We start from the raw sequence: 11866 nt of genomic DNA on the forward strand, positions 1-11866 counted from the left end.
GCGCTTAAGCAACTGGCAGCACACTAGCGGGCTATGCTTTTGTCCCTGCGGCGCCTGCTGCCCTTTGCCTCGGCTTCACGCTCGGAGCCCCCCACCGCCTCCCCTGCACCCCGCCCCCTGCACCCCGCATGGGTGGTGGTGCTGGTCAGCACCTGGCTGGCCACGGCCTGCAACGTCCCGCTGTGGCAAGAGGTGGCCCAGCTGCCCGGCCAGGGCAGCCTGCGTGGCTGGGGCTTTGCGCTGGCATTTGCGCTCATCGTCGCGGCGGGCAACGCCGCGCTGCTGAGCCTGCTGGCCTGGCGCTGGACGCTCAAGCCCGCCGTGCTGGTGCTGGTGCTAATGGCCGCGTTTGGCGCGTACTTCATGCTGGCCTACGGCATCGCCATCGACGCCAGCATGCTGGTCAACGTGATGCAGACCGACGTGAAGGAAGCAGGCGACCTGCTCAACCTGCGCATGCTCGGCACCGTGCTCGTCCTGGCCGTGCCGCCGCTGTTGTGGCTGTACCGCCGCCCCGTGCAGCGCCTGACCGCGCTGCGCCATGTGGCGCACAACGGCCTGCTGCTGGCAGGCTCCATCGCCGTCATCGTGGTGTGCCTGCTGCTGGTGTTCCAGGACTTTGCATCGACCATGCGCAACCACACCAAGCTGCGCTACCTGATCAACCCGCTCAACAGCGTGTACGCGCTGGGCAACATTGCCACCAAGCCCCTGCGCATGGACACCAGCAAGATCCTGCCCCTGGGCCGTGACGCCCAGCTGGGCGCCAGCTACGCCAGCCAGGCCAAGCCCCCGCTGCTGGTGCTGGTGCTGGGCGAGACGGGCCGTAGCGGCAACTTTGGCCTGAACGGCTATGAGCGCGACACCACCCCCCGCCTGTCGGCCCGCAAGGACCTGGTGAGTGCCCGCAACGCCTGGTCCTGCGGCACCAGCACCGCCGCGTCGGTGCCCTGTATGTATTCGCACCTGGGCCGCACAGGCTACGAAGGCCGCTCGGCCAACTACGAAAGCCTGATCGACGTGCTGCACCACGCCGGCCTGGCGGTGCTGTGGGTGGACAACCAGTCGGGCTGCAAGGGCGTGTGCGACCGCGTTGGCGAGACCATTACCAGCACCCAGAAAGACCCGGCGCTGTGCGCCGGCGGCGAGTGCCTGGACCGCGTGATGCTCAAGGACCTGGACGCCCAGATCGCCGCCCTGCCTGCCGAGCAGCGCCAGCGTGGCACCGTGGTGGTGATGCACCAGATGGGCAGCCACGGCCCCGCGTACTACAAGCGCTCTGCGCCCGAGAACAAGAAGTTTGGCCCCGAATGCACCTCCACTGCCTTGCAGGAATGCCAGCGCGAGCAGGTGGTCAACGCCTACGACAACAGCATTGTCGAGACCGACCATTTCCTCGATTCAGTGCTCCAGTGGCTGGGAGCGCAGGAAAAACATGCCCAGACAGCTATGATTTACGTAGCAGACCATGGCGAGTCGCTGGGTGAGAACAACATCTACCTGCACGGCCTGCCCTACTCCATTGCCCCCGACGTGCAAAAACACGTGCCCTGGATCACCTGGCTGTCACCCACCATGCAGGCGCGCACCCACCTCGCCACGGGCTGCCTGCAGCAAGACCTGGGCGAGCGACGCATCACGCACGACCACTACTTCCACTCGGTACTGGGCCTGATGGATGTGAAGACCGAGGCGTACAACACCGAGCTGGACATGTTTGCCGCGTGCCGCAAGCCCGCCGCGGCAGGCTGAGGCGGACCGAAGCGGGGCCAGGCGGACGGCCCCGGCAGCCCTGTGCCACAAGGTGTGACTCAGGGCGCAGCCAGCTCAGCTCCCTTGGGGCAACAACAGAATCTTGCCGATGCTGGCGCCAGACTCCATGCGCCGATGGGCCTGTGCAGCATCGGCCAGTGCAAACGTGCTGTCGATCACCGGCCGGATCACTCCAGCGGCCAAGGCTGGCAGCCACTGCTGGGCAAACCGCTGCACCATGGCCTGCTTGACCTCGGGCGGGCGGGACTTCATCACGGTGCCAAAAATCTGCAGGTGGCGGTACAGCAGCACATCCATGGGCAGCTCCGCACCCTGCGCACCGCCCAGCAGCCCCACCGACACCAGGCGTCCGCCGTCGGCCAACGACCGCACGTTGCGCTGCAAGTACGGAGCCCCGATGAAGTCGATCACCACATCCACGCCCCGGCCCTGCGTGGCCCGGTCCACCACCGCCTGAAAGTCTTCGCTGCGGTAGTCGATGAACACATCAGCCCCGCAGCCCAGCACAGCGCCGCGCTTGTCGCCCCCCGCCGTGGCAAACACGCGCGCACCCGCCGCATGGGCCAGCTGCACGGCGGCCGACCCCACGCCGCCCGCCGCCGCATGGATCAGCACGGACTCGCCCGCGTGCAAGCGCGCCAGGTGGAACAACGCCTCGTGCGCGGTCACGAACACCTCGGCCACGGCGCCAGCGGCTACCAAGTCCATGCCCGCAGGCACCGGCATGGCCATGCGGTGGTCAATGCGTGACAGCTCGGCGTAGGCACCCCCGCCCACGATGCCCATCACGCGGTCGCCCACGGCAAAGCCTTGCACCTCGGGCCCCATGGCGACCACCGTGCCCGCAATCTCCAGCCCCATGGTGTCGGCATCGCCAAAGTAGGCGCGACCATAGGCCCCTTTGCGGTGCAGCAGGTCGGCCCGGTTGACGCCGATGGCGGCGTTGCGCACCAGCAGGTCGTGCGGGCGCACCTCGGGGACGGGGATCTCGCGCGCCACCAGCACTTCGGGGCCGCCGAAGTCATCGAACACGACGGCCTGCATGGTGCGTGGGGTGGTTGCGGGCTGTTCGGTCACAGGCAGTGCGGTCGTGGGTGTGGACATAGGGTTGCTCCTCAGGCATGGCTTTCAATGCCTTCAAGGATAGGGCTGCAAGCGGTGTTTTAAACGCAGCAATTTCGCTCTACAGCGATGCAAATTTGCATCACACTCGGCTTTCATCCGCAACCTCGGCACGACCATGAACTGGGACGACACCCGCATCTTTCTCGCCCTGACGCGAGCGCCCTCCTTGCGCGCCGCAGCACGCAGCCTGGGCGTGGACCAGGCCACCGTGGGGCGGCGGCTGAATGCGCTGGAGGCCGAGCTGGGCGCCAAGCTCTTTCTGCGCGCCAAGGACGGCTACCTGCTCACCGCTGCGGGCGAAACAGCGCTGGCCGCCGCCCGCCGCATGGAAAGCGCAGCCCTGGACCTGCGCACCCGCATCGAGGGCCAGGACACCAGCCCGGGCGGTCTGGTGCGCGTGACCAGCACCGACTCCATCGCCATCGACCTGCTGATGCCCGCCATCGAACGCCTGCAACAGCACTGGCCCCACATCCGCGTGGACTTGGAGGTCTCCACCCAGTTGCTCAGCCTCACCCGCCGACAGGTGGACATCGCGTTCCGCAACGTGCGGCCCGAGGCCCCCGACCTGGTGGTACGCCGCGTGGCGTCGTGGCCCGTGGGCCTGTTCGCCAGCGCGGGCTATGTCGAGCGTTTTGGCATGCCCGTGCCCGAGGACGAACTGCGCGGCCACCACCTGGTGGCCTACGCGCCCTACCTGGAGCACAACGCGTTTCTCACCATGGCGGGTGTGCCCGCGCGCCAGGCCCGGATCGCGCTGGCGGTGCGCTCCAGTCTGCTGGTGCGCAAGGGCGTGGCGGCGGGCATTGGGCTGGGCGAGATGCCGGTGTGGATGGGCGAGCGCGAAGGCCTGGTGCGTATCTGGCCCGAGCGCCGCCAGGCGAACAACTACGAGGTCTGGCAGGTGATGCACCCCGACCTGCAACGCACCGCCCGGGTGCGCGCCACCGCAGAGTTTCTGTCCGAGGCGTTCCAGATTGGGTAGATCCCTCACCGATGGAGACAGCCCTTCGCGCGCTGGGCTGCGGGCGGCGCCCAGTGCGGCTCCAGCATCCTGTGCCCCATACTCTGGCGCACATCTTTGCCACTGCAACGCACCATGTCACACACCATTCACCACCAGGAGCAGGACGCCAAAGGCGCGTTCTACATCACGCACGACGGCCAGCGCCTGGCCGAGATGACCTACAGCCGCACCAACGCCACGATGATCATCGTGGACCACACCGAGGTGGACCCGTCGCTCAGCGGCCAGGGTGTGGGGCGCGCGCTGCTCGGGGCGCTGGTGGAGTGGGCACGGACAACACGCACCAAGGTGGTCCCGCTGTGCCCGTTTGCCAAGGCACAGTTCGGCAAGGACGCGTCTATCCGCGACGTGCTGGCCTGACGGGCCGGTGGGCAGCACTCCCCGCCAGCACTCTACGCCCTGCTCACCGCGCGAGAAATTCCAGCGCCTGGGAGACGAAGCGGGTGTGGAACTGGAACACGCCCCCATGGCCCGCATCGGGGTAAATGACCAGCGTGCTGTTCGGGAGCCTGTGCGCCAGGTCCAGGGAGTTGCAGGTGGGGACCATCCTGTCGCTGTCGCCGTTGACCACGAGCACAGGCTGGTGGATGTAGGAGAGGTCTGCAGGCGCCTTTTTGCCCCAGGCATTCAAGGCCTGCAGCTGGGCCACGTAGGCCCTCAGGGTGATGTCCTTGTCCCGGTGCCCCGAACGCTCTGACAGCCGCTGCAGGAACGCTTTACCGGCCTCGATGCCGTTGGGCGTGCGGGTGAAGAACAGGAACTGCTTGGGATTCTGGCCCGTGAAGAAACCGTGCAGAAGGTCCACATTCGCTACCCCTGCCACGGCGCTGATGCCCTCGCCACCGGCCGGCCCCGTACCGGCAAGGATGAGCTTGCGGACCAGGGCCGAGAACCTGTTCAAAGTCCTTTTTGGCGTTGCACAAGTCCCTTGCCGGGATGGGATGCAAGGCGCGGTGCGCAGTGGATAGCTCGGCTATCCACAAGCGCCGCAACGCCGCAGACCGCCCGGCAAGGCACTTGCCCGAAGGGTTGGAGTGAAATCGGGCGATAGGACGCCCCTGCCGCTTGCATGGGCACGAGCCCATGCGGCGCATCCGAAGCATCCACTCATCCCGATTGCACTCCAATGCAATCTCCAAAAAGACTTTGAACAGGTTCTGTCTCCTTCAACGCCATCTCCTGGGCGATCATTCCACCCATCGAGAAGCCAAACAGGTCCACCTGCGCGTGCCCCTGGGCGCGGAGGAACATGATCGCGTCGTCGGCCATCTGTTCGATGGTTTTAGCGGGTGATCCGCTGGAAGCCCCCACACCCCGGTTGTCGAATGCGATCACGTGGCGCTGCGCCGCCAAGCCGTCCACCACGCGAGGGTCCCAGTTGTCCAGAACCGCCGCCAGGTGGGTCAGCAGCACCAGCGGCGGCCCGCCGTGGTGTTGGCCCAGCTCGCGATAGGCAAACTCCACCCCACCCGCCGACAGGGTCTGCGTGGGCGCGTTGGCCCATGTTGATCGCTCCGCACGTGCGGCAGCAGTGGTGCTTGGCGCAACGTCGGGCACGGTCGGCTGGGCATGGGCGATGGGGCCCACCCCAAGACCCAGCAGCGCGAGCGCTGTAGTGGTCACTTTTTTCAGTCTTGGATTCATGCGAACTCTCCCATAGCCAAACACATGGGGGCCGCCGCGCTCAGCCCAGGGGCTGCAGGTAGCTGGGCCGGGCTGCCGTCATGCCGTTTTTGACCATCACGGTGAGCTCGTCCGCAAGCACTTCGTCATGGCCCGCTTCCAGGCCATCGAGCGCACGCTGAACGATCTTTTCCGGGCTGGTCTTGGGCACGTCGAATCCCCGGGTGAGGTCGGTATCCACATACGCCATGTGCAGGCCCAGAACCTGAGTCTGCTGGGCCAGCAACTCATTGCGCAGCGAATTGGTGAGCGACCATGCGGCAGATTTGCTGGCGGAATAGGCCGCCAACTCTCCGCCGTTCACCCACGACGCGACCGACAGAACATTCAGTAGCGCACCACCGCCGTTGCCCTTCAGAACCGGCGCAAACGCCTTGCTCATGCGCAGCATCGAGAAGAAGTTGGTCTCGAAAATGCGGCGCGCCACCTCTTCGCTGTCGTCTGCCAGAAATCCGCCGGGCTGGGCAATTCCGGCGTTGTTGATGAGCAGGGTCACATCCCCGGCCTGCGCCACGGCGCTCGCGACCTCCTCAGGCCGATTCACGTCCAGACGCAGCGCATGGACCCCCGGCAGGGTGATCGACGCAGGGTCTCTGGCTGCGGTATAGACCTTGCGCGCGCCGCGGTTCAAGAGTTCACGCGCAAAGGCAAGGCCAATGCCACGGTTGGCGCCCGTGACAAGGGCTACAGAGTTTTCGATTTTCATAAGGGCTCCAGTAAAAAAGGGGTGTCTGTGCAGGGCTGCGAAGGGCGGGCTTCGGCTGGTTTGCGGCCACGCCACTCGCCTCGTGTTGTGCCCTGCGGTGGTTCGTTGGGATTCGCGTTGTCAGGGGGCTATCGCACCTTGATGACGACCTTGCCTTTGGCACGCCCGGACTCGACATAGGCGAGTGCGTCATTGGTGGACTCGAAGGAGAACACCCGGTCCACCACCGGGCGGATCGCGCCGGCCTCTACCAGCCGGGTGACCTCGCGGAGCTGGCTCCCGCTGGCCCGCATGAAGAGGAACGAGAAGCCGACCTGCAGGGCACGTGCCCGGCGCCGGACACCCGCACTCAGCAGCCGCATCACCGCATGCAGGAACCACGGTGCGTTGATCTGCCTGGCGAAGTCCGGAGCGGGCGGGCCAGAGATGGACACGAGCTTTCCGCCAGCTTTGAGCACCTGCAGCGATTTTTCGAGGGCCTTGCTGTCCTGGCTGTGCAGCACCACGTCGTAGTCGCGCAAGACGTCTTCAAAAGCCTGTGTCCTGTAGTCAACCACCACGTCCGCCCCGAGGCCCTTCACCAGCGCCGTGTTGGTGGCGCTGGTGGTGGTTGCCACGGTCGCACCCAGGTGTTTGGCCAGCTGGATGGCAAAGGTCCCCACGCCGCCAGAGCCGGCCTGAACAAAAAGCTTCTGGCCTTTTCTGAGCTGGGCTTTCTCGACCAATGCCTGCCAGGCGGTCAGCGCCACCAGGGGCAGGGACGCTGCCTCTTCCATAGTGATGTTCTTCGGCTTGTGTGCCAAGGAGGCTTCCTTCACCGGAACGAATTCGGCGAACGTACCAATGCGGAAGTCGTCGGGCCGCGCGTAGACCTCATCGCCCACCTGGAACTGCCGCACGCGAGGGCCGACCTGGGTGACCACGCCCGCCACATCGTGGCCGAGGACCAGGGGCAAGCGATAGGGCAGGATGAGCTTGAACTCACCGTCCCGCACCTTGGCGTCCAGCAGGTTCACGCCTGCAGCGTGGACCTGGACCAGCACCTCGTCATCGCGCAGCTCCGGGGTTGGCAACTCCGCCATCCGCAGAGGCGCTTTCTTCCCGTATCGATCCAGAACAAATGCCTTCATGCTTCTTTCCTTATTCCTGGGGTTTCCAGGGTCTGCACACGGTGCCGCGCGGGCACGCCGATGCACCCCGCGCGCCGAACGCGAGCACCCTTGCCACCTGCCCAGTGGTGGAAGGGGTGGTGATGGACCTTGCCTTTGCGCTGGGAGCGCCGGGCCATAGGGCATCCGTGGAGGCCGTTGGGAGGCCCGGCGGGCCTAAGAGCACCGCAGGTCCGCCAACTTTCTTTGGATATATGATTTTTGTCATATTTCCAATCAAACCGGCAGCCGCTTCCTGAAAATCCACCTCAGCGCGTGCCGGTCTCGCCCGAGGAGATCTGGCCCATGCGTACCGCGTCGGCGGCCTGGGAGCGGATCAGCGCACGGTCAGCCACAGACTTGTACGCCTCTGGCTTGGAGCCGGACGGAATCTGGCTTCGGGTCATGGGCACTTGCGCGGCTTCTGCGGCCACTTCGGCGCAGGTGCGATTGCCTTCGAACTTGGTCGCAAATTGCGCCGGATCCAGGTCGGCGGCGTGGGCACCAGTCGCCGCCACTGTGACCAGGGCAGCTGCAGAAAAAAGGCGTGTGAAAGTGGTCATGGTGAATATCTCCAAAGAAATGAGGCTCAAGCGCCTCGAAAAATGCCGGATGTCACGCCTTGGGGCGAAACACTCAGCGAGGATCGAAGGCAGAAGACCTGGTGGTCATTGCCTTCAAAAGAAACTTCTGCCGCCTGATTCGCCACCGAAAAATGATGATCATCATATTCAAACCCCACACAAAAATCTGATGCACGAGTCCCCTGTGGCCCTCGGCGGGGATTCGAATGATCGGTGCTTGCTGCGCTCATCAAAAATATGACATTCATCATAAAAATACCCAAAAAAAGCTATTTGGAAGGCTCGTCGCCGCCGGTACGGGCGTACTTGAAAGCCGCCTTGCAAAGTCTCTCGGCCAGCGAAGGATCGTCCACCGCGCGAGCCAGCGAAACCGCCCCCACCATGGTGGCAACTAGAAAAAGCGCGCGCTCGTGGGCATCCGGGGTACCCCAGCCCGGCAGTTGCCGCGCGACCACGTCGATCATTTCCTTCATGCGCCGGGTGGCTGCATGCCGGACCTCAGGCGCTTGGCGGGAGAGCTCCGAACTCAGGGCCGCCAGGGGGCAGCCAGCTTCCGGGTTCTTGATGTGCTGCTCGGACAAATAGGCGCCCAGCATGGCTTCCAGCGCTTGCTCGGCGGGGGCCGACGCGGCCGCAGACTCGGCCAGGTCCACTGTTTCTGCGCCGGCCCTGTCAGCGGCTTCTGCGAGCATCGCCTCCCGGGACGGAAAGTGTGCGTAAAAGCCGCCATGCGTGAGACCGGCGTCTTTCATGATCTCTGCAACCCCCGCTCCGCCAAAGCCATTGCGGCGAATCGCACGCGCTGCCGCTGCAACGATGCGCTCATGGCTCAGCTCTTTGCGGGAAGGGGTGGAATTTCGCACAAGCGCATTGTAGCAAACAATTATTACGCTCATCATATTTTTGTCAGCGCATTTTTCCATGAAGCTTGCCTGCCCAACCGCCGGATACCTTGGGCCGCCGCCTCACGACGCCCCCATGCCGCGCCCATCGCTGCACACAAGTCAGTCAGGAGGGGACCACTGTCGCAGCACGCTTCAGCAGGCATCCGCTTGCAGCGACCGGCAACGAAAGAGAGGCGTGCAGACAGACCGGGCAGTGTATGCAGCCACAGCGCACTCGACGCGCCCTTCAGAACAAGCTGCCCTGCCCGCGCAACAACCCAGGCCTGAACTGGCCCAGGTCCAGGCCCTCACGCTCGCGGTTGAGCCCCAGGTGACGGCAGGTGTTGGCAAAGCGCTGGCGCAGCAAATCGGCCCACAGCCCACAGCCCTTCATGCGGGTGGCGAAGTCGCTGTCATAGGTCTTACCGGCAGCGCGCTGCGCATCGGTGAGGTGGTGCAGGTCTTGCACCCGCGCCATGACGCGCGCCGCGCGCTGCGGGTAGTGCACCGTGAGCCATTCCCGAAACAGCGCATCCAGCTCCCAGGGCAGGCGCAGCACGGTGTAGAAGGCGGTGCGCGCACCGGCGTCGCGCGCGGCCTCCAGTACCTGCTCCATGTCTTCGGTAATGAAGGGAATCTGCGGCGCCACACTCACGCCCACCGGCACTCCCGCCTCGGCCAAGGCACGTATGGTGCGCAGCCGCCGGTGGGGCGCGGCAGCACGGGGCTCCATGCGGCGGGCCAGTGTGGCGTCTAGCGTGGTGATGGTGACGTACACCGCCGCCAGGCGCTGTGCGGCCAACGGTGCTAGCAGGTCCAGGTCGCGCTCCACTCCGCTGGATTTGGTGATCAGCGAAAACGGGTGGTGCGCCTCGCGCATCACTTCGATCACGCTGCGCGTGAGCTTCAGGTCGCGCTCTACAGGCTGGTAGCAGTCGGTGGCCGAGCCAATATTGAGCAGGCGCGGCACATAGCGTGGCTGTGCAAGCTCCTGGCGCAACACCTGCGCAATGTTGTGCTTGGCCACGATCTGCGTCTCAAAGTCGAGCCCGGGGGAAAAATTGAGGTAGCTGTGCGTGGGCCGCGCGTAGCAGTAGATGCAGCCATGCTCGCAGCCCCGATAGGGATTGACCGATAGCTCAAAGAAGATGTCGGGCGAGTCGTTGGCGCACAGGGCACTGCGCGCAGTCTCGAAATGCACGCGGGTGGCGGGCGAAGGACGGATGTCGCCCTCCCCTTCATCGCACGCAGCAAGCCCGCCCGGCGCCCCTGTGTCCCATTCATCTTCGCCCTCCTGGCATCCATGGCCCGGGGCCAAGCCCTCCGCATTGCCAGGTGCCCGAACAGGGCTCCACCCGTCATCTGCGGGCTCGCGCTGGTCTTTGGCAAACCGGTGCGCCATGGCCGTCGCCGCCCCTCGACCGCGAATGGCTTGCGGCGGAACGGGGATTTCCTGCGGCTCTTCGGGCAGGTCGTCTTCAGGAGTGGGTAGTAGGCCCATAGCGAGCAGGGATGGATTTGGCGTCAAAAAACTGTTCGTTTATACAGTATTTTGAACACCCATTTTTTCCTCACGCCATCAAGCCCCAAATGAGTGCAAAACCTTGCACCAACTCTTGGCGCGCTTCTTGCTTCAACTTGGTGCAAATCTGTGGCGTATCCCGAAAACGCACCAGAGTCGATCAATCACTATCGCGAGGACGTTATGGAAGCACTCAAACAGGGCACAGATGCCTTGTTCATCTTGCTCGGGGCGATCATGGTGTTGGCAATGCACGCCGGGTTTGCGTTTCTGGAGCTGGGCACGGTCCGCAAAAAGAACCAGGTGAATGCGCTGGTCAAGATCCTGGTGGACTTTTCGGTGTCCACGGTGGTCTATTTCGTGGTCGGCTACACCGTGGCCTACGGCACGCATTTTTTCGTCGGCGCAGAGTCGCTGGTGCAGCTCAGCGGGTATGCGCTGGTCAAGTTCTTCTTCCTGCTCACGTTCGCAGCCGCGATTCCGGCCATCGTGTCGGGCGGCATTGCAGAACGCGCCAAGTTCTGGCCGCAACTGATGGCAACGGCAGTCATCGTCGGTTTTGTGTACCCGTTTTTTGAGGGCATCGCCTGGAACCAGCATTTTGGTGTGCAGGGCTGGATCAAGGCCGTGACGGGGGAGGAGTTTCACGACTTTGCCGGCTCAGTGGTGGTGCACGCCATGGGCGGCTGGATTGCCCTGCCAGCGGTGATCCTGCTGGGCTCCCGCGCCAACCGCTACCGCAAGGACGGCGCGATCTCGGCCCACCCGCCATCGAACATTCCCTTCCTGGCGCTGGGCGCCTGGATCTTGGTGGTGGGCTGGTTCGGCTTCAATGTAATGAGCGCGCAGTCCGTGGACAAGCTCTCGGGACTGGTCGCCGTGAACTCGCTGATGGCGATGGTGGGCGGTACGCTCGCCGCCCTGGTGCTGGGCAAGAACGACCCCGGCTTTGTGCACAACGGCCCGCTCGCAGGTCTGGTGGCCGTGTGTGCGGGCTCGGACCTCATGCACCCGCTGGGTGCGCTGGTGGTGGGCGCAGTGGCCGGGGCCATCTTTGTGCTGATGTTCACCCTGACCCAGAACAAATGGAAGATCGACGACGTGCTGGGCGTGTGGCCGCTGCACGGCTTGTGCGGCACCTGGGGCGGGCTGGCTGCGGGCCTCTTTGGCAGCAAGGCATTGGGCGGTCTGGGCGGGGTGAGCCTGTCGGCCCAGCTCATCGGCACGGGCCTGGGCGTGGTGTGGGCCCTGATCGGCGGCGTGGTGGTATACGGCATCCTCAAGCAGACGGTGGGCATCCGGCTGACGCAGGAAGAAGAGTTCGACGGCGCCGACCTGAGCATCCACAAGATCAGCGCCACACCCGACCGCGAAGTGAGCTGGTAACCCAACACCTGGCGACGGCCTCGGACCG

At 64.8% G+C, this 11866-nt stretch carries 10 protein-coding genes and 2 pseudogenes; 4 read left to right on the top strand and 8 right to left on the bottom strand.

The features are described from left to right. Positions 1-33: 33 nt before the first annotated feature. Positions 34-1752, top strand: a complete 1719-nt coding sequence (locus tag ACT531_RS13370; protein ID WP_476017717.1) for a phosphoethanolamine transferase — start codon at positions 34-36, stop codon at positions 1750-1752. 75 nt (positions 1753-1827) lie between these two features. Here the strand turns inward: ACT531_RS13370 and ACT531_RS13375 are convergent, their stop codons facing one another. Continuing rightward, complete coding sequence (locus ACT531_RS13375) at positions 1828-2877, bottom strand: NAD(P)H-quinone oxidoreductase (protein ID WP_476017718.1); 1050 nt, start codon at positions 2875-2877, stop codon at positions 1828-1830. Between the two features lie 136 nt (positions 2878-3013). Here ACT531_RS13375 and ACT531_RS13380 point away from each other — a divergent pair, with 136 nt between their 5' ends. Continuing rightward, positions 3014-3883, top strand: coding sequence for a LysR family transcriptional regulator (locus ACT531_RS13380; RefSeq protein ID WP_476017719.1), 870 nt, complete (start codon positions 3014-3016; stop codon positions 3881-3883). Between the two features lie 114 nt (positions 3884-3997). Further along, positions 3998-4285, top strand: a complete 288-nt coding sequence (locus ACT531_RS13385; RefSeq protein WP_476017720.1) for a GNAT family N-acetyltransferase — start codon at positions 3998-4000, stop codon at positions 4283-4285. A 43-nt stretch (positions 4286-4328) separates the two neighbouring features. On the opposite strand, the pseudogene ACT531_RS13390 reads toward ACT531_RS13385, so the two are convergent. From ACT531_RS13390 to ACT531_RS13420, 7 genes and pseudogenes are all read right to left on the bottom strand, one after another. Beyond that, positions 4329-4808 (bottom strand): annotated as a pseudogene (locus ACT531_RS13390) (alpha/beta fold hydrolase); the annotation flags it as partial. Positions 4809-5082: 274 nt separating this feature from the next. After that, positions 5083-5308 (bottom strand): annotated as a pseudogene (locus ACT531_RS13395) (alpha/beta fold hydrolase); the annotation flags it as partial. A 301-nt stretch (positions 5309-5609) separates the two neighbouring features. After that, complete coding sequence (locus ACT531_RS13400) at positions 5610-6314, bottom strand: SDR family oxidoreductase (protein WP_110960981.1); 705 nt, start codon at positions 6312-6314, stop codon at positions 5610-5612. Positions 6315-6442: 128 nt separating this feature from the next. Beyond that, entirely contained in the window at positions 6443-7444 is a 1002-nt protein-coding gene (locus ACT531_RS13405; RefSeq protein WP_476017721.1) for an NADP-dependent oxidoreductase, read from the bottom strand. A gap of 287 nt (positions 7445-7731) precedes the next feature. Next, complete coding sequence (locus ACT531_RS13410; protein WP_476017722.1) at positions 7732-8025, bottom strand: hypothetical protein; 294 nt, start codon at positions 8023-8025, stop codon at positions 7732-7734. A gap of 290 nt (positions 8026-8315) precedes the next feature. After that, positions 8316-8969, bottom strand: coding sequence for a TetR/AcrR family transcriptional regulator (locus ACT531_RS13415; protein WP_476017723.1), 654 nt, complete (start codon positions 8967-8969; stop codon positions 8316-8318). Between the two features lie 208 nt (positions 8970-9177). After that, the gene (locus ACT531_RS13420) at positions 9178-10431 is read right to left on the bottom strand and encodes a PA0069 family radical SAM protein (RefSeq protein ID WP_476017724.1); all 1254 of its coding nucleotides are present in this window, start codon (positions 10429-10431) and stop codon (positions 9178-9180) included. A gap of 204 nt (positions 10432-10635) precedes the next feature. Between ACT531_RS13420 and ACT531_RS13425 the strand changes: the two genes are divergently transcribed. Next, on the top strand, positions 10636-11838 hold the full coding sequence (locus tag ACT531_RS13425; RefSeq protein WP_291446835.1) for an ammonium transporter: 1203 nt from the start codon (positions 10636-10638) through the stop codon (positions 11836-11838). The last annotated feature ends 28 nt before the right edge of the window (positions 11839-11866 follow it).

It is taken from the genome of Acidovorax sp. DMC1 (assembly GCF_056314325.1).

Excerpts from the sequence above, each read along its gene's own strand:
- ACT531_RS13370 (WP_476017717.1), top strand. The coding sequence starts at position 34 with ATGCTTTTGTCCCTGCGGCGCCTGCTGCCCTTTGCCTCGGCTTCACGC.
- ACT531_RS13375 (WP_476017718.1), bottom strand. The coding sequence starts at position 2,877 with ATGTCCACACCCACGACCGCACTGCCTGTGACCGAACAGCCCGCAACC.
- ACT531_RS13380 (WP_476017719.1), top strand. The coding sequence starts at position 3,014 with ATGAACTGGGACGACACCCGCATCTTTCTCGCCCTGACGCGAGCGCCC.
- ACT531_RS13385 (WP_476017720.1), top strand. The coding sequence starts at position 3,998 with ATGTCACACACCATTCACCACCAGGAGCAGGACGCCAAAGGCGCGTTC.
- ACT531_RS13400 (WP_110960981.1), bottom strand. The coding sequence starts at position 6,314 with ATGAAAATCGAAAACTCTGTAGCCCTTGTCACGGGCGCCAACCGTGGC.
- ACT531_RS13405 (WP_476017721.1), bottom strand. The coding sequence starts at position 7,444 with ATGAAGGCATTTGTTCTGGATCGATACGGGAAGAAAGCGCCTCTGCGG.
- ACT531_RS13410 (WP_476017722.1), bottom strand. The coding sequence starts at position 8,025 with ATGACCACTTTCACACGCCTTTTTTCTGCAGCTGCCCTGGTCACAGTG.
- ACT531_RS13415 (WP_476017723.1), bottom strand. The coding sequence starts at position 8,969 with ATGGAAAAATGCGCTGACAAAAATATGATGAGCGTAATAATTGTTTGC.
- ACT531_RS13420 (WP_476017724.1), bottom strand. The coding sequence starts at position 10,431 with ATGGGCCTACTACCCACTCCTGAAGACGACCTGCCCGAAGAGCCGCAG.
- ACT531_RS13425 (WP_291446835.1), top strand. The coding sequence starts at position 10,636 with ATGGAAGCACTCAAACAGGGCACAGATGCCTTGTTCATCTTGCTCGGG.